The sequence below is a fragment of the Pseudomonas coleopterorum genome (assembly GCF_900105555.1).
Taxonomy (GTDB): domain Bacteria; phylum Pseudomonadota; class Gammaproteobacteria; order Pseudomonadales; family Pseudomonadaceae; genus Aquipseudomonas; species Aquipseudomonas coleopterorum.
The window spans coordinates 184,963-208,001 of sequence record NZ_FNTZ01000001.1; the positions used below are offsets into that span (position 1 = coordinate 184,963).

Consider the following 23,039-nt stretch of genomic DNA (forward strand, 5'->3'; position numbering starts at 1 on the left):
CCCAGTAGCTTTCTGATCCTGCATGGCGCTTCATTATAGGCTCAGCAGCGGCCCAGATCTTCATCGGTTAATCTCCACTGATCACAAAACGGAGTCGAGCTCGTGACTAGAAATCCAGTTGAACGGGCTCTCATGGCACGAGGGGTAGACAGTGCGTTGGCCAGGAGGCTGAGGGAAGAGAAATGGACACTCGCGAAGCTTCAATTACAACGTCCGGAGAAACTGCTGGAGCTGGGGCTCAGTGAATCGGTCGTGCCCAAGATCCTCGGGAAAGGCAGGCCACCGATACCACTGGATGTCCTCATCAAGACCCTTTACGACAATCGCTGGGTTTGCTGTGTCTGTCGAGACGCTGAGCGCCCGGTCATCGTTCACCACATCAAATCATGGGCGGAAAGTCGCGATCACTCGCCGGCCAACCTCGCAGTCCTTTGCTCTATCCATCATGGGGAGGCGCATTCCACGCATGCTCTGGAGCTTACGCTCACCGCTGATCGGCTCAAGGCGGATAAGGCGGTGTGGGAACAGGATGTGAGCCGGCTCGATCCTTTGGCCATATTCAAAGCCACTCCAGCTAATGAGTTGCCAGTGGTGGTACTTCAATCACCTCAGGGTTTTCGAAATTGCCGAACACGTCGGAGTGGATGTTACGAAGCTCCAGGGATATCAAGCGGCTCTTCGCAATGGGGTCTGTGACGAGGATGGCTACCTTTGCACCAGAGAGGGTCTGTTGTACGTCGGCCAGGCACCATCGCACAGCTTGCACCGTTACATGAGCAATATGTTGCGGGCCGCCATGGATCATGCCTGTGTCAGGAATATCTCGGATGACCTAGATCGGAGCACGCTCGATATTCTGGTCACCCCTGGTGACCTGGTGTTCGTACAGGGCTCCTATCATTTCACGGATATGCCTCCTGACGGCTCCGGCGCGGACATGGTTCGGGGGCGACGACGCGTCAACAAAGTCGAAATCAAGTTCGTCTTCGATAGGAATGAAGGAACGTCCAGCTCAGCACGAACCGAGTGGCTTCTTGGCGTGCACACCTTGGGCTGTCTGTTGCGCGTGAACAAGTTACAGCGAGATCTCAACGGTGTGTTGCATCTCGCTGCTACCGTCTTGGCGATTCGCAGCGCTCATGAAGAGTTGAAGTCGAGGATGTATGAGATTGGCCTTTATCAAAGCGGCCTGATAGGTCATGAGGATGAGGAATTGGAAGATTTCGATTCGGAGCACGATGAGGAGAGTGACGATGCGCTTCACTTCTAGCTCGGACAAGACCTGAGGCCACAAGCTGTGGGACTTCTATGAGGTCATTTGCCGCAGCATTTTTTGAATTTCTGATCACTCCCACAAGGACATGGAGCATTTCGCCCGTATTTTTTAGGTCGCATCTCTCGCTCCAGGGCTTTGAGTGCAGTCCCCGCGCTGGAGGGTGGTACAGCGTCCTTTACCAACGCTTCCACCCCATCGTCTTTCTCCCAAGGGAAGGTGAATGACACGCCGAACTGCAGGCGGCCCTCGGGGCTCACTGAGACACCAAACCAGCGGGAGGCACGTTGCAAGTACTTGCGTTTGAGGCAATGGGCTTGCAATACCTTTACCGCCTTTTCACCAGGGAACGGGTTGCAATGGAAGCAGATGCCGGTTGTTCTATCGTCCCCCTGGATCGTGAAATCATGTGCAGACCCGTCGCTACGAGAGCGAGCAGTGATCGCCACCAGACCGCGATCAATGTTGCGGCAGGTTTGTTCCCCTAATGCGAGCAACTGCAGCCCCAGGCTTATGATCGAAGGGTCGTTTTGCCATTCAATCTGAGAGATGAGTTTTTCGTACAGTGTGCTCACCATCGCCGTGAGTATCCCAGGCGGCGTCCGCTGCCCGGGAAAACCGTCGCGTCTCACCATCATCGCGACGTCAAGATCTGTCGAGATCGAGTCCTCCAGCATGTGCATGTTGTACGCGGGGTCGAGCCAAAGATTACGGCGAAGATGAAACGCCAACGTGGTCAGCTCATGGCTGGCCATGACTTCATCTATTGCAGCTACACGTAAGCCGATATAGCTCAGAAGTCGAAGCGGTGATGACAGCATCTCCACCAGAACGTCGAGCAAGAAAACGTCCATCACGAAAGGAGGGCGAATGATCTCTGTGGTGATGTGTTTCAAATATTGCCCCGCTTGGAATGCTAACGCTGGGTAGTGATCTGAGACCAAGCAAATGGGGTAGACGTCTTTGATAACCCCAGGCAGCTTGATCTCAGCACCTGAGCTATCAACAAGATGGCACCGACCACTTAGAATCGCCTGTGCACACTCATACCCCTGGTCATAGGCATTCTGAATGGCTGCCGCGAAGTCGCTTTTGAGCTGCCCATCGTTTCCCTTGCGAGCAGCAAGCGTCAGCTTCTTTGCTTTGGCTTGAACGATGATCAGTTTGTCGGCGTATATAACGAGTACGTCTGCTTCGCCAGCAATATCCTTGCCGTCAAAGATGTTGACGTTGGAGTGCACTCTGCCCTGGCCGAAAATTTCAGCCAGCCGACGGTGCGCGAACTTTTCCGCGAAGGCGCCACGGTTGTCTGACGCGGTCGCTCTGTAGGTTTTGTCAGCAATCATCCAGAAGAATGGCGACTCATACAGCGCTTCATAAATTGCGTACTGCTGGAACAAAAGCACCGATCCCCGTCCGGTGGGCAACAGTGGTGTAGCGCAAACAGCGTTGAAGTCGCCAATTTCCCTAAATTGGTCATTAGTGGAGTCAAGCGTCAGCGCGCGGAAGACGTTTTCAACAATTTCCAAGGTTAGGTGGCTTCGTTCCGCCACGGCCTGAGCGGTGAATTCATAAGGCAGCAAAATGTCGCCCAGCCGATCAGGGGCGCGGGAGGGCGTTTGGTTAACCCGGATATTCATGAGGGCGCACATTGATCGGGCAACAATCTGCGCTTGCCCGCTTGTGAACCCTTTGTTCCTAATAAGCCATTGATCGTCAGGAGCGTGTTTCTCAACGAACAGATCACGGTATTGGAATGGGTACGCCGACTCGCTGCCGTAGAAGATGGGCTCCCGCATCGCTGCCCCCTGCCAAACCTCATCCGGGTTTTGGCTACTAGAAGCTGCGAGTATCGAAGCCATCGAGGGCTGGTTCATTGCGTGATGCAGTTCCGACATGAGCGCATCCGTGCGGCTGACCAGCTCCTGCAGCTGCTCAACCGTAGGCTGTTGCAGATCGATCGGCTGGCGAACCATCAGTCCCAGCAGGGTTGTGATTTCGGTTCTGATCAACCGCTCAGTGCCCCGAAGTCGCTCCAGGTTCTCTGCCAAGAGCTCATCGCCATACATCACCAAGTCGTCCCTGTGGCAGATCGTGGCCAGTGCGTAGACATAACCCGGCTGAGCAGTGAGACGCATCAGCTCAGCAACCACTTCTTCCTCAGATCGATACTGAACCACCATTCATACCCCATCGCATCCAATTCGCTCACCTGCTCTGAGGTTAGAATATCATTTCACGGATATGGCCAGCGACGGCGCTGGTGGGGACTTGGTCAGGGGATGTCGCAGGGTCAACAATGTTGAGATCACGTTCGTGTTCGACAGGAACGAGGGCACGTCGGGTTCAGCCCGTAACGAGTGGCTCGTAGGGGATCCACTTATGGAAAAAGCTTGAACGAGCTTTCTGGATAGCGCTGGGCCGCCGTCAGATCGCTGGTGTCCAGTCCGTAGGTACGCAATAGCCATCGAGATTCGCCTCCTGCTTCCCCACCGACCTCGCTACGCCCATGCAAGCCTACGCGATTGTTTACGACCAAAAGATCGCCAGGCGAGATGACAACCGAGGTCGAACAGGCCAGGCATGCTTTCTCAAACCGATCCAGTACCTGTTTAGGCAGATCTGAATCGAAATCCGCATCGCCGGCGCTGTGACTGTACCGAATCCAGTATCCATCCCCCGCCTCGAAAAGCAGTTGGATGTTTTGAATTGGTTTGGCAAGTGGGTGCCGTGTACCAAAAAGGCTATCCAGGCCAAGCTTGAAGGTTTTCTGGGGGCGAAGTACGTACTGAGGCTTTATCAGCTCGGCGATGTCCTCAGCTGAAAGCTGCTTCAGAACCATTTCCAGTGGCATGACGTTTGTAAAAATGCTGTCCGGGTTCCGGAGGCCGCTCAAGCAAACGAAGTCTGGTGAAGGCGCCACTCTCGGGTCGAATTCGTGGGGCTGACCACGGAGCGGAAATGATACGCCGTCGGTATGGCCGCGCATGTCCTTTTTGGACTTTTGCGCGAAGTCATCGTCGCCTGGCATAACGACAAGGTTTACAAACAAATCCCCGCCATTCTCCGAACCGTAAGACACGGTATCCGAATTCAGCGCAGCCAAGCAGGCCACGGCACAGGCTCTTGCTGCAATGGTTGTAGCAACGTCTGGAACAGGAGTGAAAGCGAAAGGGGTTTCAGGCAGATCTCGATGCAGTTCAAAAACTGCCCGCAGGTGAATTAGCGGATTCGTCCACGCATGCTCTTGGACGTCATAAAGCTCAATACCGACCTTAGCCAAAGAGGACTCGATGGCAGGAAGCAGAACGGCGCCAAGACGCGAGGGGTGATCAAGAGCTGAAAGGCAGGTATCGAGTGAATTTTCGAGCATCCAGCCGCTCACTGCGCCGTGGATAGCCCGTGAAAAATGAGCGTTGAGCAATTGCGTCCCTCCATGGCCAAGTGATATAAAGATGATATACGAACGCTCGTAATCACTGTGTTCCTACCATCACGATGGCCAAAGTCTACCATGAAAAGTAATGTCAATTTGACTTCTTCGTCCCTTCGAGCTTGGGCCGATTATCTCGCGTGGGTCTCTTGCGCGAGTGATTTTCAGGAGGTGGACGGCATCCATCAATGCACGGTACCTCTGCCAAGCGGCGATGTGCTGAAGGTGCAGGCGCAGTCTCCCGATTTGCTCGCCAAAAGGGTCATGGCGGAGTTGACGTCTAACGTTGTAGTTCCTCCACACTTTGCCAGTTCGCCAGAACCATCGAGTTCATCGCCTGTCCAGGTTGTGTCACAAAAGGATGTGTCGCTTAAGGAGGTGTCTATGCGTAGTCGTTACGAACCAGCGTTGCCTCGTGCTTCAGAAACGCCTCGGACGGGGCCAGTGACCAGCACCAAGGACGTCCTACAGACGTTTGGTGTTTATGTGCCAGAGTCCATGCATGAAGCGCTGAAATCGGCTGCTACTATTCAAGGGAAGAAGTTTTCAGTGCTGATCCGGGAGATGGTCGAAACCGGCTATGGCCGTTTCGAGGAAGCACTCAAGCAGCGCAGTGGTAGAAAAGTCCTCGATGGGTATGAGCAGAAAGTCGCGGCCTACAGCGGTGAAAACTACCAGTGGATGGCCAGGCTCGACCGTACTCTAAGCTTGGATATCAAGTTAACCGCTAAGGAATACGGTCGCTCGGCGTCTCAGATTGTGGGAGGTTTTTTGGCCGAGGAGCTTTCCTACTGCCTGCAGCCCCAAGCAGCGACTCTCTGCACAGCCGTAGAAGTGGAGCAGGCGCAGGCCGCTATGGCGCAGTTCGTGGGCCCTAAGGCTAGCGAGTTGGCGGTGGCTCTCGGGCTGCCGGGCAAGCGCAAGCTGGTGAATGAATTGGTTTGCGGGATAGTACGTGCTCCTAGTGTCCTCTTGGATCGTGCTGCACAGTTCTTCAAGGTCTCCCAGCAAGCAATAGCTCAGGCGGCCAGTATCAATTTCCGTCAGTTGCAAGCACCGTCTTTCAAGGCACCAAATGGTCGACCTAGGATTCTGACGGAGCCTGTATCGTGGGAAGAGGCAGTGAAAGCGCTCGATCTGCCTCACGATGAGGAAGCTCAACTGTTGGCCTTGGGAGACTAGGATGAATCCTTTCGACCGCGCACGAATTCAGGCAATGAACGCGCGGGCGAAACTCATCGCTGCGTGTGGTGAGAACTATCCAACTAGTCAGCAGTTGCTCGCAGTCGTCGAGGATACTTTGGGCTTAGCGATCGAATGGGTAGCTCCGGACGATTATGCGCTGGGCGGGGGAAATGCCCTCATACAGCGATCCATGCTCACGATCTTGGTTCGTAATGATGTTCGCCAGGAAGAGAAAGCCTATCTGTTAGCTCATGAGCTCGGCCATTGGTATCTCGACGCTCCCCAGCAGTCGCAAGGCTCATCCTCATCGTCCTTCCTCGATGAAGGTGCCGGGCAGTCCGCTGGGTCTGCAGTGGTGGATGGGTATGGAGCTTGGGAGCGCCAGGAGCTCCAAGCCAACGTCTTTGCACGGGAGCTCTTATTACCCAAATCGACGGCAAGGGCGCTGTGGTCAAGCGGATGGCGCTCTCGGCAAATTGCCGCGCACTTTCTTCTGCCCTTGGAGGTAGTACGGCAGCAACTGGCTGACGCTTTGCTGCTTCCCGATGTTCCCCCTGCGCTTCCTGCGCCTGCGCACCCCCCAAGTGATGCTCAGCGCCAAGCGGCTCAGGCGACCGAGAAGTACGTCAACGTCGTGGCAGGGCCAGGCACAGGCAAGACAACAACGCTCGTACATCGCGTAGCCCACCTCATCGGAACGGGTGTGCCTGCAGATAAAATCCTGGTCATGACGTTCACCAACCGCGCAGCGCAGGAGCTGGTAGAGCGACTCACAGCGGCCAATGTTCCGAGCGCCGCACATATTTGGGCAGGCACCTTCCATTCCTTCGGCTTGGAATTGCTGCGCAAACATCATCATCTCTTCGGATTGACCCCTCAGATCAAGGTCGCAGATCTGCTGCAGCAGGTCAGAATGATGGTCGAAGAGCTCCCTAATCTAGAGCTGAAATATTTTTTCAGGTTGCGCAACCCTTACGACTGGCTGCCCGATGTCTTAAAGACTATCCATCGGCTGAAGGAGGAGCTCGTCTTTCCTGATGACTATTCCTCCATCCTTCAGACCCTTCCTCCAGTCGACCCAGACGTTTCGCTTGAGCGTGGCGATATTGTCACCCTCTACAAAGCCTACGAGGATGTCCTGCGCCGGGAGGGATGGGTCGATTATCCAGACCTGCTAGTGCGGCCCACCGTCAGAGCGCGAGAGGATCGCCCCTCTTTGGCAGCCTTCCTTGACCAGTACGATTATGTCTTGGTAGATGAGTACCAGGACGTCAACCATGTCATGGTTGAGTTTGTTAAGAAAATCGGTTCTGCGCAGCGCCATCTCTGGGTCGTCGGCGACATACGCCAAGCAATTCACCATTGGCGCGGAGCATCGATTCAAAGCCTGCTCAAGTTTGATGAAGCCTACGTTGTTAGGGGGCAGACGGATTCGATCAAGCGTTACAGCCTGGATATCAATCGCCGTAGCTCGCCCGAAATTCTGCGCGCAGTCGAAAGGGCTGGCACTCACCATGTCTTGCAGACGCTGGTGCCTCTTGACCCTGTCTCACCTTCTCGTTCCTTAAGTGGCGTTATGCCAGCCTTGTTCCAGGTGGCAAGAGATGCCCAGAGCGCCAACATCATTGCGCAGATCGGGCAACGTCTGATGGCTGGCAACAGTTATGGTAGCCAGGGGATTATCAGCTCCACTAACGTGCAATTGGACAAGCTAGCCCAAGACATCGAACGGGCCGGGATTCCCGTATTGCACATTGGGGAGTTGAGTCAACGAGCTGAAGTTAAAGAGCTCATGTGCTTGATGCAGCTCCTGGCACAGCGTACACCCAGTGCGCTCTTGGGGCTACTGCGGCGCCCTGAGTTCAGCATGCCGGCCTCGGATATCACCCTGCTCACTAACCTGTCTAAGCTCGGCTTCGATTACCAGCGCGGTCGTTGGCTGAAGCAGCCCGTGCCGGGAATATCACCAAAGGGGCTGCAGGTTGTCCAGGCGTTGAATACGTTGCTGGGCGCAGCAACCCGCAGCTCTCGCCCTTGGGCATTCGTATGCGACCTGATGTTTGAACAGGGTTTCGGGCTGGATAACTTGGCTGATCAGTCGCCCTCCGCGCAAATTCGGCGCTTGGCGCTGTGGCAATTCCTCTACGGTGTGCGCAATAGCGATGGTGTCGGCAGCCAGGCAACTCTTTCCAAATTTCTGGTAAGGGAGGATTTCAGGCGCTATATCGGCCAGCGGTCGGTGGAGCGATCATTGCCGCCTGAGGCCGCTGCGATTGACGCAGTCCGGCTCATGACGGTTCACGGGAGCAAGGGTCTCGAATTCGACGTGGTACACATGGCTAACGTCGATAAGTTTCGCTTCGGTGCTGATGCTCCACCGCCTCGGCAGGAGGATGATCGCCAAGCGTCTATGCTTCCTCCTGAAGTTCTCAACAGCACACCTCAGAAACGGGCTGAGGGTGAAGCCATCGAGCGTAACAACCTGCTTTATGTAGGTATATCGAGGGCCAAAGACAGCCTCAATATCTACTGCGGTACCGATACTTCGAAGATTCCCACACCGTTGTGTGATCCGTCGGTCTTCACACCGACCCGTGGATCTGCCAACGCGCTTGTCGTTGCGCCACCCCTTGCTGTTGTTCCCTTCGCGGCGCCTGCCGCGATCAATTTCTCGATGCTCAACGGGTTCATGGGTTGTTCGCTTCAGTACCACTACGCCCACGAGTTGAACCTTCCTGCAGAGCAGGAGTTGGACATCTCAATCCGGGCCCGTCGATCTGTGCTTGCAGGGCTGGAATATGTTTACCGCGATGGGGCAAAGCCGCAGGACGCATTCCTCCAAGCGTGGGGTGAGAAACCTTTGCCCACTCATGCAGAGGACAGGATGCTATCTGAGCATGCCTGGATCGCTTTTTCTCGCGGCACCATTTTACAGCCAGGGATTTCACAGTACGTGCCCGAAAGCACGGCTACCGTGAATGGGCAGGTCATCACCATGCCTTGGATGCTTCGTGACTCAAACGGTGGCTTGGTCTGGCTACGCACGGGCATTGGGCTGACTGACGTTTGCAATAACGTGCGCCCCCTCCTGGAAAACCTCGGTGGGGGTCGATGCGAAAACATCTCCATACATTCCCTAGTGAGCGGGCGCTCTGGAAGTGCAATTCCTTCTGCCAGGGCGAGCAGCACCAACGTGTTCAAGGCGATAAAGGCACTTCGTGCGGGAGAGCGCTCCGCGAGTCGTGGGAAGCATTGCAACCGTTGCGCGTATTCAACTATCTGTGCCCAAAGACCTTAACCCATTCGCCCGATGGCTTGCTGGCCGTAATAGGTCGGTACTACGGAATCATTGCTCGTATGACTGCTCGGGGCCGAGATGCCGACGTTATCTAATCACTTAAGGAAGAGCTCCACGCATGACTGTCATTAATCTGCCCCGCGATCAGCAGAACGCCATAAGCGCTGTCGATGTGAAATCCTTGGAGATGGCAATGCAAAGGTGCCTGAGCGAGGAGCGGATAGGCCCGATGCACGAGCTGCGTCTCAGTGAGTGCGGCGAATATGTCGCCTCGAACCTTGAGGCGTTCGAACGGGCAATAACCAATTACAGCAAAGCAAAGGCTTATCTCAAAGTCGAACAAACCAGGGCCGATGCGTTACGAGCGGGCGGTGATTTGGTGTATGCCATCCAGCAGATGAAAGACAGGGTCGAAACTGAACAAGACCAGGGTGAGCGGTTCTACGTGGACGACCAGATCCTGGCGCCCTATTCGTTCGGAAATCGGCTGACAGTCAGCGTTCGATATCGCTGGCGCGCTTTGCCCTCTGCGAAGTGGATCAGCGGTACGACGACGTTCGTGTATGACGCTTCGCCACTGCCGAACTATGCCCAGCCCTTGCCCAAACGCAAGCCCAGCGCAGCTAAAGCCGCTAGCGATGAGCAAGATAGGCTGTACCGCGAATGGGAATACCTGAAGGTGCAGGCGCTCTGCTCGGTGAGGGACTTCTTCCGGGACAGTGGAGACGGCAACCAAATTCCGGAAAAGTTTATGGTGCGGCCTAGCCGGCATGGCGAGGGACTAAACAACTTCAGCTGTAATTTCTGGCTGGCCTCATAAGCGGTCGTTTACCACGCGGGTTTTCTGAAGGCAGGCGTCATGTTAGATGGCAGGGCGCTGCATCTGTGTAGCCAAATTGGCTGCAGGCTGAGCCAGCGACGTAAAGTTGAATTCAGTCAACGTTGTTACGTTCGATGCCTACGTAACGCTTCCACAGCTAAAAATTTATTTCGTGCCAGGAGTGGATCATGGATAAGCCTGCGGAGTCGACAAGACTCTCCCGCCCCAACCCCAAAGACTTTTTGCGAGCGAGGCGACCGGAGGAGTTCTCTGATTCTGTAAAGCTGCAGGAGTCAGCCATCGACCGCTCCATGCTGGAGTATCATTTCGCATCACTGAATAATCGAAGCCAAGAGCTTCAGTTCGAAGTCTTTGTAAGAAAGCTCTGCGAGCGTGAGGTCTGTCCGAATCTCATTCCTCAGACCGGGCCGACGGCGGGTGGCGACGGCAAGACCGATACTGAAACGTATCCTGTCTCGAACCAGATCGCCTTCTTCTGGGGGCTCAACGATGCCCCGGAGGCTGAGCGATGGGCATTTGGGGTGAGTACTCAAAAAGCCTGGAAGGCGAAATGTGTCAAAGATGTCGAGAGCATGCTTTCTACCGGGCGTGGCTACTCCAAGATTTTCTGCGTCAGCAGCATGTATATCAAGAACAGTTCAAGGGTGGCGTTGCAAGATAAGCTCTCGAAGGAGCACGGAGTCGAGGTAACGATTTTTGACCGCAGCTGGCTGCTGGACAAAACACTTCATCCAAAAAATCAGCAGCTCGCCATTGATTACCTCGGGCTTACGGGAAGTATAGAAAGCCAAATCCAAATCGGGCCTTTCGATGCCGATAAGCGCATCCAGCTAGCAGAAATCGAACGAAAAATTGATCAGATTGAAGATCCTGGCAACCTGACCTTCTCGCAGGTTGATCTCTACACCAAGCGGGCAATTATCCACAAAGAGTTAGAGCAGGACGCCTACGCTGTTCGGCACCATTTTGATGTCGCCGTTCGAACCGCAAAAAAATTTGGAAGCAAAAGACAGCGTTTTGACGCTCTATACCAGTACGCTTGGGCAGCGTACTGGTGGCTTGAAGATATCGACCTTTTTGAGTCCTACTTTGAGCAAGCAATTGCTGTTGCCGAGCAAACTGAGAATGTAGAGGTCTGGGAAAAGGTTGTCACCTTGTACAATCTGGTGATCACTAGCCACAGGCATGGCACGTCCACTCTAGATAATCCTGCATTGGAGGGAAGGATTCGCCTTAAGTTGGACAGCTTGGCCAACGATCCCGACATGATCAGCAGTTCACTTCAAGCCCAAACCGCCTTGGGGTTTTTGGATTTGTTAAGCTGTCAAACCGAGGATCAGGTCAATGCCGTCTTTGGCAGACTGGAGACCATAGCTGGCGATGCGCATAAGCTGATAGGTTACCCTATAGCCCGACTGCTCAATTTGGTTGAAGCCCTCGACGTAGCGTTTGGTGACCTCGACACCTACAACTCGCTACTAAACAAGCTCATTGATGATGCTGGCGCTCGTGAGGGTGGTCTGGTAGTCGCAGACAGGTATCTGCGACGCGCGGCTGTCAGTTTCGACAAAAAAGACTACAACAGAGCAATCAAGCATCTGGGAATGTCGCTTTACGGGCTGTACACACCCGAAACAAAAGATGAGATGTTCTCAGCGCTTTATATGCTCTCCCATGCATATGAAAAGAAGGGGCTGCCATGGGCAGCAAGGGGCGCAGCAATCATGGCCGCGCACCTTGTAACATCGCAGGCTATCAAGGGACAACGCGGTTCTCGTCGCCAGGTAGCCATCTACAATCGTTTATTGTGGATAGAAGCGCAGCAAGGAAGGCTAAGCCAGTCTTTGCATTGGTATTCGTTATCTCGGCTGGTGGGATCAACGCTGGATGATGACCCGTGGACAGATGATCAGCGAATTAGCTACGAATGTTTACTAGGGCAGTTGTTGCTTAATGCAAGCTTTTCAGAGGTGCAGCAATTAGCCTGGCTTCCAGATAAACTGAGGTCAATGGGGCTGCACATTGTTGCCGACGCGTTGTGGGTTTGTCTTGGGTATGAGTCTAAATTATCTGAGGATGACGTCCCGTTCAACATTGAGTTTATCAATACTTGGCGTGGTATGGATTTTGGCGTCCCAGTAGCCCCTTTGGATTTGTATATGGAGCGCTGGACGACCGTTAACTCCCAAATACTGGGGTGCGCGGTCAGTGTTTCGTTTCCTATTAAATCCCCGTGCATCGAAGTGGCGCAGCAACTGCTGGCGGTAATTGAGAGCTTCTGTGCACCTATGATGGCAGAGCGTGCGGTGGCGTCGGTGCCGAGCATGACGATTGATATTTCGCTTGAACACAGTGCCTCTACGGTCATTGAATACAGCTTTGATATGGGAGCGCAGATCGCATCTGCCCACATCACGTGCTCTGCTTTCGACAGCACTCAAATGACTGCCAGCGAGCTAGAGTCTGTGCAGACCTTTTTCACTGAGTTTTGCCTTCACTTTGTTTCTGCAATTTGCCCTCATATTGGTTTCTCCAAACTAGAGGAAATGTTGCGGGACGATAAGGCTCTAGAGCGCGCTGTGACCTTCAACTCTAATTTGGGTTTGCAAACTCATATGATGGGCAAGGACGTTGACCCAAGTATAGAATCTCATAAAGACGCTTCTTATGAGCTATACCTGCCAACCAGGAGCGTCAGTTGGGCCGATCATTATGATGTGCCAAAATCTGCAGAGGTCGAAGCTAACAAAGCTCCTACGGACGAACAAGAAGTCTGGCATCCTTATAAGTTAGATGATCTGAAGCACAGCGACGTAACGGTTCATTCGTTGATTCAAAACCACCTTTGGGATCAGGCTGGGTGGCGAGGTGTCGGGTTTGGACTGGGCGAACGAAAACTGCCGCTGATGATGTTCGCTTTTGAGCAGGTAATGGTTGGCCAAAAGATTTTTTCAAATATGGCAGGGTCTATTGGTAAAGAGGATTCAGCTGGATCGCTCCGCATAACCTTGATTCGCGGTATCGATAAGGCGAACCCAGCTCATTACCGGGTCGTGGTATCGCAAAACGTGGACTACTCCAAAGCAGATTCTTCGAAGCTCCAAACCCTTCTCTCCCGTATCAATACCATGACCCCAAACTCCTCAGAGAATCTTGAGAGATTCCTGCATGAATATGGGTTGGCGAAGAAATGCTGCGTCGCGACGCCTAGTGCAGATGGAAGGCCCGTTACCCACATCATAACCACTGGCGTCGTGACGAAGTGGGCTTGGGAAATTGATGCGAACGATCCGGACATTTCAGCGATCGGTCTGGAAGACGATGTATACATTCCTGAGGGTGAGATTGACCCGCCCATCAGAAGAGCACACGCACAAATCGGTTCGTTTCGGAGGCGTTGAGATTCTAGCCCAAGGCGGGTGTTCAACAGTCCGCCCTGGCACGCGTCAGTCTAGCGATATTGAACCTCGCGGATACCCCACGTTGGAAGTGAGTGCATGAGCGTTTGCCGAGGTCAATGGACGAAATGGTCAAGCTTTCAGGCAGTGTCCGGGGCAAGGCTCTGGAACCACTGATTGGTAGCTTTCTCTATGCCCATAAGCGGTGATCTCCGGCAAAATAATGAGCGATCTCAGAGTCGGTTGTGACCATAGAATGCGTGGCTAGAAACAGCGATAGACTGTGACTATTTCGCGTTTTTTCGAGGAAGGCCTGTTGCGTTCATATTGTGCAAAAAGCTATAATGCACATATGCAGAAACGCTAGGAAGGCTTCAAAAGTTACCGTAGTGTGCAGTAATATGGGGGGAGGAGTTTTTTGGGTACGCCGTTCAACCTCACCGAAGGCGCCGCGCTGCTGTCGCTGGTCGGACGCCTGACGGGCTACACGCCGCGCTGGTTCACCTACTTCATCGGCGACGCCCATGTGTACGAGAACCATCTGGACATGCTCAACGAGCAAATGAAACGCGAGCCCCTACCGGCCCCCAAGCTGGTGATTTCCGATCGCGTGCCCGAGTTCGCCAAGACTGGCGTGTACCAACCGGAGTGGCTGGAGCTGATCGAACCGAGTGATTTTTCCCTGGAAGGCTACGAACACCACGCGCCACTGACTGCACCGATGGCGGTGTGATCGCGCAAGCTCCCGTATGCGTAGGGGTGAACCTGACAAGTCGCGGCATCTGCGCCTGCTACGAGCCCGTGTGGGAGCGGGCTCTGCCCGCGAAACAGACACCGCAGTCTGCCTGCTGCACTGCGGCCAGGCGTTTCGATGCAATTACCCCGATGCTTTGGTGAAGATATTCATCCCCCCAACGTCAGTCTCGATCTGCTCCCAGCCAAGCCGCCCGTAGTACGCCGACTTTTCCTCGACAGCACATAGATAGACCCGCTCGACACCCTCAGCTTTCGCTTTCTGCATTCCGGCTGTGAGTAATGCCGCCCCGACGCCGTCATTGCGGCTCTCGGCCTCCACCCACAGCGCCGCCAGCCAGGGCGAATACTGCACTCGTTCATCCATGTCCGAAACGATCAGCGATACCGTGCCCATGAACCGCTCACCTGCATGAGCGACCAAAGTGGTGGGAATGGGCTTGGAACGCAGGCTGTCTTCCAGAAGCGTCAGCACATCTTCCAAGGTGTGGCCGTCTTCCTTCCACCAGGCTTGCCACAGCCGCTCGCCCACGATGGCAAGAAAACCAGGTTCAGTGCGCAGATCGGATATTTGAAAGGGGGTTGCGGTGCGATTCATGACAGGTTCTTTTTGTTGGACATGTGCAACGAACCTATAGGCAGGCTTTGCAATAGCGAAACTAGGATTGTTTCAAAACCTTGCTCGCTGATTCAGTTAAGAGATCCGAAAGTCCGCATGCAGGTGTTGCCAATGCTGGTGCAGGATCGCTTGCTGGTCCGGCCTCATGACATTGGCGGCAAGGGCCTCAGCCGACCAATTACGAATGCAGCGTCAGCTTCAAGGCCGCTACGGTTTCTACACTCATGGCAGATCATCCCAAGGATTTTCCGGATAGTTATCCACAGGTCGATCATCCTCGAAATACACCGGCGCGCCTGCGAGGATCTTTTCGATCAGTTTGAGTTGGTCCTTGGGCACCAGGACCATGCTTGCATCCAGACCTTCGGCAATCAGGTCCAGGGTGTTGAGGCGCGGGTTGCCGTCCTTTTCGATCTTTCCATATTGCTGGCGGGTGAGGCCAGTGCGCAGGGGCATGTCCTGAATCTGAAGACCCAGTTGTTGGCGGCGGTTGCGGATCTGTTGCAGAAGTGTGGTTAACATAGGCTGAGTATGAGCCTGATATGGTTCATGTCAAATGAAATGAGCCATATATTATTCATATTTCTTGGGCGATTCGCATGCCAGGGTGTATCTGCTGAACCGCGACGTATTTTTTTCAATGCCCGTGACTGCGGCCCACATGTGAGTGCTCAGCATCGGGGACGGTGACGGCGCCGCTGACTTCCAAACGCTGGAGAATCGCGCAGTGCTCCTCGGCGGTACCGCCATGGCATTTCTGGCGCAGAGCAACGAGCTGCTCCTGCAAGGCTACCAGGCCGTCTATCCGCGCCTTGACGTGATGGATGTGTTCATCGATCAGGTCGTTGACGCTCTGGCACTGGTCCTGGGGGCTGTCGCGCAGGGTCAACAGGTTGCGGATCTCGTCGAGGGTCATGTCCAGGATGCGACAGTTGCGGATGAACGTCAGCCGTTCGACGTGAGCCTGGGTGTAGAGGCGATAGTTACCGTCGCTGCGGGCAGGGGGCGGCAAGAGGCTTTCGCGTTCGTAATAGCGGATGGTTTCGACTTGGCAGTCGGTGATTTTCGCCAGTTCGCCGATTTTCATGCTCATAACCCTGGAAGATGCTTGACCCTATAGTGGCTACAGGGTGTTCACTTGGCAACCTGCACTTCAGGGAATTGCGACCAATGAGCCACCCCACTTCCGGCCATGCCCACGATCATAAGCACGAGCACGAGCACGAGCACGAGCACGAGCACGAGCACGAGCACGAGCACGAGCACGAGCACGAGTACGAGACCAGCCCTGCGCCGTCGGGCCATTGCTGTTCTGGCAAGGCGGCCATTCCGTCGACCGTCCAGTTGGCACCCGGCGGCAGCCAGGAGGCCCGGCTGAGTCAGTTCCGCATCGAGGCGATGGACTGTCCGACCGAGCAGACGCTGATCCAGAACAAGCTGGCCAAGCTGACAGGCGTGCAGCAGCTGGATTTCAACCTGATCAATCGGGTGCTCGGCGTGCGCCATTCGCTGCCCGATACCCAGGCGATCGAGAGCGCCATTAAATCACTGGGCATGCACGCCGAACCCATCACCGGGGACGAACCTGCTACCAACGACCTGCCGGCGCCGCGCAAACCCTGGTGGCCGCTGGCGCTTTCGGGTGTGACGGCAGTGGCGGCCGAAGTGGTCCACTTCACCCAGGCGGCGCCGACCTGGGTCGTGGCATTGCTGGCCCTGGTGTCGATCGCCAGTTGTGGTCTGGGCACCTACAGCAAAGGCTGGATCGCACTCAAGAACGGCAACCTCAACATCAATGCGTTGATGAGCATTGCGGTGACCGGCGCGGTGCTGATCGGTCAATGGCCGGAAGCGGCGATGGTGATGTTCCTGTTCACCGTAGCCGAATTGATCGAGGCCAAATCCCTGGATCGGGCCCGCAATGCGATTGGTGGTCTGATGCGCCTCACGCCGGACACGGCCACCGTGCGCCAGGCCGATGGCCAATGGCTGGAACAGGACGTCAAGATTGTCGCCCTGGAGGCCATCGTCCGCGTGCGTCCGGGGGAGCGTATCGGTCTGGATGGTGAAGTGATTTCCGGTCAATCCAGCATCGATCAGGCGCCCATCACCGGTGAAAGCCTGCCGGTCGAGAAAGGGGTGGGCGACCAGGTGTTCGCCGGGACCATCAATCAGGCCGGCTCGCTGGAATACCGGGTCACGGCCGCCGCCGGCCAATCGACACTGGCGCGCATCATCCACGCGGTCGAGCAGGCCCAAGGTGCGCGCGCGCCTACCCAGCGCTTTGTGGATAACTTTTCGCGGGTCTACACACCCGTGGTGTTTGCCTTGGCCCTGCTGATCGCGGTGGTGCCGCCGCTGGTGGGGTTGGGCGCGTGGTTCGACTGGATCTACCGCGCGCTGGTGCTGTTGGTGGTCGCCTGTCCGTGTGCGCTGGTGATTTCCACGCCCGTCACCATCGTCAGTGCCTTGGCCGCTGCTGCGCGCAAAGGCATCCTCGTCAAGGGGGGCGTGTACCTGGAAGGTGGTCACAAGCTGGACTATCTGGCGCTGGACAAGACCGGCACGCTGACCCATGGCAAGCCAGTGCAGACCGACTACGCGCTGCTCGATTCCGCCTTCGAAGGCCGGGCACAGGCGATTGCCCAGGCGTTGGCGGGACGTTCGGACCATCCTGTGTCGCGAGCCATTGCTGCTGACGCCAATGGGGCGGCTCTGACCTTGGACAACTTCGAGGCCTTGCTTGGGCGAGGCATCAAGGGTCAGGTGGAAGGGCAGACCTATCACCTGGGCAACCATCGCCTGGTGGAAGAGCTGGGTCAGTGCTCCCCGGCGGTGGAAGCGCAACTCGATCAGCTGGAGCGTGAAGGTAAATCGGTCGTGGTATTGCTGGGCCCGCAAGGGCCGGTGGCCTTGTTCGCGGTGGCCGATACGGTGAAGCAGATCAGCCGCGAGGCCATTGCCCAGTTGCATGCGTTGGGCATAAAGACCGTGATGTTGACCGGAGACAACCCGCATACCGCCAAGGCGATCGCAGCTCAAGTGGGGATCGATCAGGCGATTGGCGACCTGTTGCCTGCTGACAAGCTCAAAGCTGTGGAGCAGTTGTACGCTCAGGGTCACCAGGTCGGCATGGTTGGCGACGGGATCAATGACGCGCCAGCGCTGGCGCGGGCGGAAATCGGTTTCGCCATGGCGGCCGCAGGTACTGATACCGCGATTGAAACGGCCGATGTCGCCTTGATGGACGATGATCTGCGCAAGATACCGGCGTTCATTCGGCTGTCGAGGCAGACCCGTTCGGTGCTGTTGCAGAACATCGTGCTGGCCCTGGCGATCAAGGCCGTGTTCCTCCTGATGACCGTGGCCGGCATGGCGACGCTGTGGATGGCGGTGTTTGCCGACATGGGTGTGAGCCTGCTGGTGGTGTTCAACGGGCTGCGGTTGCTGCGCAAATAACTGCGGCGTCAGAGCTGCTGGGCCAGGGCTTCGATCTGTTCTTCACGCTCGCGCTGGGCCAGGTGCTTGTGGCCGTTGAGCGAGGACCATTTCGGGTAGGCTCGGGCCTTGTTCAGGGCTTCGGGCAGCTTGCCTTCGCGCCAGGTCTGCTCCTGTGGCGCCGCTACCTCGATGGTGCCCATGGCAGCATGGCCACGGGCATCGAGCGCTTTCACCAGTTGCTGCTGACGCAAGGCCAGCAGCCGCAGCACGTTGTCGTCCACGGTCAGTTCGCGCTCGCCCTTGAACTTGCCCAACAGGCGCGCGCCATAGCCACGGGCGGTCTGCAGGGCGCCGCCGGCAATGGCGCCAGCGATGGCTGCCATGCCCAGGGTCAAGCCGCCCACCAGCAGATCGACGCCAGCGCCCGCCGCCGCACCGGCCGCAATGCCGCCGCCGACCTTCACGCCCAACTGCTTGAGCGTATCGGGATTGAACAGGTCGTCGCCCCAGCGCCCATCTGACAGTGGCAAGTCGCCGGCCGACGCATCCTGGCTGCGAAAGGCATACAGCTTGAGCAAGGCTTCCACGCAGCGCTGCTCGCGCTTGCGTACCGCCTGGCGAAGCTCTTCGATGGCGCCTGCGGCCGCTTCGCTGGTCACACTGCGGCGACAGGCTGCGCAGTCGATCAACAGTTCGGCGATCAGCCGCCGCGCGCTGCCCTGGCGCGCCAGTCGTTGCGCCTGTTGATCTTCGATCAGCCGCTGCAATGCTGGGCGTGAATGTTCCAGCAGCAACGCCAGACTTTCATACAGCCGCCGCTCGCCATCCTCGGGCGGTGCCACACTGTCGAAGCGAACCAAGGCGTGCAGACCGAGGCGGGCCAGTGCCTCGCGCCAATCCCCCTCGCGTTGCTGGCTGCTGCTGACGAAGTTGAGCACCGGCAGCAACGGTTTCCCGCAGCTGGCCAGCACTTCCAGTTCGTCGCGGTACTTGGCCAGCACCGGCTCGCGCGCGTCGATCACATACAGGCCGGCATCGGAGGCCAGCAACTGGCGCAGCACCTTGGCCTCCTGCTCGAAACGTTGGCGCGCCTCGCTGCCCTGCAGGAACCGCTCGACCCGCGCCGGGCCGTCGAGCCGCTCGCCGGGGCGATCCAGGCGTTCGAGGAAATCCAGCAGGGCGATGGCATCTTCCAGGCCGGGGGTGTCGTAGAGTTCCAGCAGGGCGTCGCCATCGACCGAAAGGCGTGCGCCTTCCACATGACGCGTGGTGCTGGGCCGGTGCGACACTTCGCCGAAGCCTACGTCGCGGGTCAGCGTGCGCAGCAGGGAGGTCTTGCCGACATTGGTGTGGCCGACCACGGCCAGGGTCAGGGGCTTACTCATGGCCGGTCTCCAGCCAGTGCAGCGGTGTCGATTCATCAATGGCCAGGCCCAGTGCATCCAGGCCGGTCCGCCAATCGCCGAGCCGTTGCGGGTCGAGCACCTGGCCGGGCGGTGCGGGCAACAGCCACACGCGGGTGACCGTGGCGCAGCGGGCCATTTCGGCGATCAGGCCGAGGCTGCCGCGGTCGGGCGAGCGCCGCGGATCGCAAGCGATCACCAGCCGCGCGGGCGGGAAGCGGGTCATCTGTTCCAGCAGCCGCTGGCGCGACTCGCGGCTGTCGAGCACGCCAGCGTTCTGAATGCCGGTGGCCAACGCGGGCGGCCACGGGTGCTGGCCGTCGAGCTCCAGACCTACCAGCACCGCGCCATCGCTCGGCTCGCTGGCTGGCGCCGTCGTAACCTGGGGCAGGGCGTCGGGCGCCTCATCGCGCACACCAAGGCGCTCACTGCTGGGCATCAGCCGTTCACGCAACTGGCTGTAACCCGGCAGAGTGGTATCCAGCGTCAGGCGTGCCCGGCCTCGGCGCCAGCGCCACTGGCAAAAGGCGGCCAGCAGCAGGCGTGGGCCGATTCCATAGACCAGCAGCACGCCGACCAGCCAGCCGGCCCAGGCCTGGCGTGCCCCTTCGACGTTGGTCGCCTGATCGCCACTGGCGCGGATCATGTCGATGTCCGGTACGCTGAAACCCAGCAGCGCGGGCACGGCGCCCAGGGTCCGGGTCAGGCTGATGAAGGTGTCCGCGCCCAGAATGGTGGTCTCCCAGACGAAGCCGTAGCGCCGGGTGGCCAGGAGCAACAGCAGCACGGCCAGCGCACTGAGCAGCGCCAGCAGCCACAAGCCATGCACCAGCGTGCCCAGTGCCCAGCGGTTGAGCCGACGACGTTGCAGCAGCAGTACCAGCGCCGGCGCCAGGTGCACGGCTTGCGCATCGCGCGCCAGTTTCTCGCTGAGCCACAACCACAGCCGCCCCAGTACCGCGCCGTGGCCACCGGCAGCGACCAGCCCCAGCAACCAGCTGAGCAACAGAATGAGATTGAGCCCCAGCAGGCTGCCCAGCGCCCAGAACACATTGACCGGCTGCTGGCCATCGCCCAGCGCCGCGAACGCTAATCCGGCACCACTGAACACGGCCAGCACAGCCAGCAGCAGCATCGCCAGCCGTGCACCCTGCAACCAGTGGCGCAGGGCCTGGCGCTGGCCATCGCGGTCGGCCAGTATCAGGGCGCGATGTTCGATGCGTGCGGCCAGGTCGCCCCCCTGTTGCCGCGCTCGGCGGTTGGCTTCCAGGTCTTCCAGGGGGCCTGCCTGTTCTTCGCGCAGGCGGATGGCTTCACTGAGCCAGAGTGTGTGCAAGGGAGTGGGTGCGCTCACGCGTTTTTCCAGGCGGCGGATTCGCCATGAGCATAACCCAAGGAGGCTCTGCTATTCTGCCGGCCATGAAGACATCTCTCCCTTTAAGCCTGATCGCGGCACTCGCCGAGAATCGCGTGATCGGCATCGACAACAGCATGCCCTGGCACCTGCCGGGCGATTTCAAGTATTTCAAGGCCACCACCCTGGGCAAGCCGATCATCATGGGTCGCAAGACCTGGGATTCGCTGGGCCGACCACTGCCTGGCCGCCTGAACCTGGTGGTCAGCCGCCAGCCGGACCTGCAACTGCCGGGTGCGGAAGTGTTCGCTTCGCTGGACGCGGCCATCGAGCGGGCCGAAGCCTGGGCTCACGAACAGGGCGCGGACGAGGTAATGCTCATCGGTGGTGCTCAGCTGTACGAGCTGAGTCTCGCTCAGGCGGACCGCCTGTACTTGACGCGAGTCGCCTTGCAGCCGGAAGGGGACGCCTGGTTTCCCGAGTTCGACGAGAACCAGTGGCAAAAGGTGTCGAGCGTGGCGAACGAAGCGGTCGATGACAAACCGGCCTACGCGTTCGAGGTGTGGGAACGCAGGTGATCGGGTTGCCTGTTCGCGCTGCCTTTACCAGAAGGCACCCGCGAACAGGCAATACCGGTTAGGCCGAGGCCAGTTCCTTGTGCTCATCGGCCGCCAGCAGCGCCTTGTCGGTCTGACCCATCACTTGGCTGGTGATGGTGCCCGCCGCCATCGAGCCGCTCACGTTCAGGGCGGTGCGGCCCATGTCGATCAACGGTTCGACTGAAATCAACAGCGCCACCAGGGTGACCGGCAAGCCCATGGCCGGCAGCACGATCAACGCTGCGAACGTCGCGCCGCCGCCGACCCCGGCCACACCGGCCGAACTCAGGGTGACGATGCCCACCAACGTGGCGATCCACAGCGGATCCAGTGGATTGATCCCAACCGTGGGCGCGACCATCACCGCCAGCATGGCTGGATAAAGACCGGCGCAACCGTTCTGGCCGATCGTCGCGCCGAACGATGCCGCGAAGCTGGCAATCGCTTGAGGCACGCCCAGACGCCGGGTCTGCGCTTCGATGCTCAGTGGAATGGTCGCCGCGCTGGAGCGGCTGGTGAAGGCGAAGGTCAGCACCGGCCAGACCTTGCGAAAGAAGCGCAGCGGGTTGACCCCGGCCAGGCTCAGCAGCAGCCCGTGCACCGCGAACATCAGCGCCAGGCCGATGTACGACACCACCACGAAGCTGCCCAGCTTGACGATGTCCTGCACGTTGGAACTGGCCACCACCTTGGCCATCAGGGCCAGCACGCCATAGGGTGTCAGCTTCATCACCAGGCGCACCAGGCGCATCACCCAGGCTTGCAGCACGTCGATCGCAGCGAGCACTTTTGTGCCCTTGTCCGCATCGTCCTTGAGCAGTTGCAACGCCGCCATCCCCAGAAACGCAGCGAAGATCACCACGCTGATGATCGAGGTGGGCTTGGCGCGCGCCAGGTCGGCGAAGGGATTCTGCGGAATGAACGACAGCAACAGTTGCGGCACGTTGAGGTCGGCAACCTTACCCGCGTAATCGCTCTGAATCGTGGCCAGGCGCGCAGCTTCCTGAGTCCCGGCCACCAGGCCCTCGGCGGTCAGGCCGAACAGGTTGGTCAGTCCGATGCCGATCAGCGCGGCGATGGCGGTGGTGAACAGCAACGTGCCGATGGTCAGGAAGCTGATCTTGCCCAGCGAAGAGGCGTTGTGCAGACGGGCCACGGCGCTGAGGATCGACGCGAAGATCAACGGCATGACGATCATCTGCAGCAACTGCACATAGCCGTTGCCAACCAGCTCCAGCCAGCCGATGGTGCTCTTGAGCACGGGGTGCCCGGCACCATAGACGGTGTGCAGGCCGATACCGAACAGCACGCCCAGAGCCAGGCCCAGCAGGACCTTCTTGGCCAGGCTCCAATCGGTGCGACGGGTTTGTGCCAAACCCAGCAGCAGCGCTGCGAAGATCAGCAGATTCAACAAGAGGGGCAGGTTCATGTCAGCTCCGGAA

The 23,039-nt window shown here is 57.7% G+C and carries 15 protein-coding genes and 1 pseudogene; 8 read left to right on the forward strand and 8 right to left on the reverse strand.

Annotated features, from left to right (window positions below; all coding sequences use genetic code 11):
• The first annotated feature begins 772 nt into the window (after positions 1–772).
• Positions 773–1,270, forward strand: coding sequence for a hypothetical protein (locus tag BLV18_RS00825; protein WP_139210997.1), 498 nt, complete (start codon positions 773–775; stop codon positions 1,268–1,270).
• Positions 1,271–1,314: 44 nt separating this feature from the next.
• Here BLV18_RS00825 and BLV18_RS00830 read toward each other — a convergent pair whose 3' ends face one another.
• Both BLV18_RS00830 and BLV18_RS00835 read right to left on the reverse strand, forming a co-directional pair.
• Positions 1,315–3,456 carry a nuclease-related domain-containing protein gene (locus tag BLV18_RS00830; RefSeq protein ID WP_090355531.1) on the reverse strand — a complete coding sequence of 714 codons (2,142 nt, stop codon included), beginning with the start codon at positions 3,454–3,456 and terminating at the stop codon, positions 1,315–1,317.
• A gap of 197 nt (positions 3,457–3,653) precedes the next feature.
• Positions 3,654–4,697 carry a TauD/TfdA family dioxygenase gene (locus tag BLV18_RS00835; RefSeq protein ID WP_244156794.1) on the reverse strand — a complete coding sequence of 348 codons (1,044 nt, stop codon included), beginning with the start codon at positions 4,695–4,697 and terminating at the stop codon, positions 3,654–3,656.
• A gap of 453 nt (positions 4,698–5,150) precedes the next feature.
• Between BLV18_RS00835 and BLV18_RS00840 the strand changes: the two genes are divergently transcribed.
• The 5 genes and pseudogenes from BLV18_RS00840 to BLV18_RS00860 all read left to right on the forward strand — a co-directional run.
• The gene (locus BLV18_RS00840) at positions 5,151–5,888 is read left to right on the forward strand and encodes a hypothetical protein (RefSeq protein ID WP_139210998.1); all 738 of its coding nucleotides are present in this window, start codon (positions 5,151–5,153) and stop codon (positions 5,886–5,888) included.
• 1 nt (position 5,889) lies between these two features.
• Complete coding sequence (locus tag BLV18_RS00845) at positions 5,890–9,189, forward strand: UvrD-helicase domain-containing protein (protein ID WP_167375903.1); 3,300 nt, start codon at positions 5,890–5,892, stop codon at positions 9,187–9,189.
• Between the two features lie 118 nt (positions 9,190–9,307).
• The gene (locus BLV18_RS00850; protein WP_090355542.1) at positions 9,308–10,009 is read left to right on the forward strand and encodes a hypothetical protein; all 702 of its coding nucleotides are present in this window, start codon (positions 9,308–9,310) and stop codon (positions 10,007–10,009) included.
• 188 nt (positions 10,010–10,197) lie between these two features.
• A complete protein-coding gene (locus BLV18_RS00855; RefSeq protein WP_090355544.1) occupies positions 10,198–13,431 on the forward strand; it encodes a hypothetical protein in 3,234 nt (1,077 codons plus the stop codon).
• A gap of 415 nt (positions 13,432–13,846) precedes the next feature.
• A pseudogene (locus BLV18_RS00860) lies at positions 13,847–14,161 on the forward strand (thymidylate synthase); the annotation flags it as partial.
• A gap of 144 nt (positions 14,162–14,305) precedes the next feature.
• On the opposite strand, the gene BLV18_RS00865 reads toward BLV18_RS00860, so the two are convergent.
• From BLV18_RS00865 to cadR, 3 genes are all read right to left on the reverse strand, one after another.
• Positions 14,306–14,779, reverse strand: a complete 474-nt coding sequence (locus BLV18_RS00865; RefSeq protein WP_090355547.1) for a GNAT family N-acetyltransferase — start codon at positions 14,777–14,779, stop codon at positions 14,306–14,308.
• Positions 14,780–15,022: 243 nt separating this feature from the next.
• Positions 15,023–15,322 carry a helix-turn-helix domain-containing protein gene (locus BLV18_RS00870; protein WP_090355550.1) on the reverse strand — a complete coding sequence of 100 codons (300 nt, stop codon included), beginning with the start codon at positions 15,320–15,322 and terminating at the stop codon, positions 15,023–15,025.
• Between the two features lie 115 nt (positions 15,323–15,437).
• Positions 15,438–15,887: a Cd(II)/Pb(II)-responsive transcriptional regulator gene (gene cadR / locus BLV18_RS00875; RefSeq protein ID WP_090355553.1), complete on the reverse strand. Its 450-nt coding sequence runs from the start codon at positions 15,885–15,887 to the stop codon at positions 15,438–15,440.
• Between the two features lie 83 nt (positions 15,888–15,970).
• Between cadR and BLV18_RS00880 the strand changes: the two genes are divergently transcribed.
• Entirely contained in the window at positions 15,971–18,259 is a 2,289-nt protein-coding gene (locus tag BLV18_RS00880) for a heavy metal translocating P-type ATPase (protein WP_090355556.1), read from the forward strand.
• Positions 18,260–18,267: 8 nt separating this feature from the next.
• Here BLV18_RS00880 and BLV18_RS00885 read toward each other — a convergent pair whose 3' ends face one another.
• Both BLV18_RS00885 and BLV18_RS00890 read right to left on the reverse strand, forming a co-directional pair.
• Positions 18,268–19,626 carry a DUF3482 domain-containing protein gene (locus BLV18_RS00885; protein ID WP_090355559.1) on the reverse strand — a complete coding sequence of 453 codons (1,359 nt, stop codon included), beginning with the start codon at positions 19,624–19,626 and terminating at the stop codon, positions 18,268–18,270.
• Positions 19,619–20,998, reverse strand: coding sequence for a DUF2868 domain-containing protein (locus tag BLV18_RS00890; RefSeq protein WP_090355561.1), 1,380 nt, complete (start codon positions 20,996–20,998; stop codon positions 19,619–19,621). Before BLV18_RS00890 ends, BLV18_RS00885 begins: the two co-directional genes overlap by 8 nt.
• Positions 20,999–21,063: 65 nt before the next feature.
• Between BLV18_RS00890 and BLV18_RS00895 the strand changes: the two genes are divergently transcribed.
• Complete coding sequence (locus BLV18_RS00895; protein ID WP_090355564.1) at positions 21,064–21,576, forward strand: dihydrofolate reductase; 513 nt, start codon at positions 21,064–21,066, stop codon at positions 21,574–21,576.
• Between the two features lie 58 nt (positions 21,577–21,634).
• On the opposite strand, the gene BLV18_RS00900 is transcribed toward BLV18_RS00895, so the two are convergent.
• Positions 21,635–23,026: an L-cystine transporter gene (locus BLV18_RS00900; RefSeq protein WP_090355566.1), complete on the reverse strand. Its 1,392-nt coding sequence runs from the start codon at positions 23,024–23,026 to the stop codon at positions 21,635–21,637.
• Positions 23,027–23,039 lie beyond the last annotated feature (13 nt).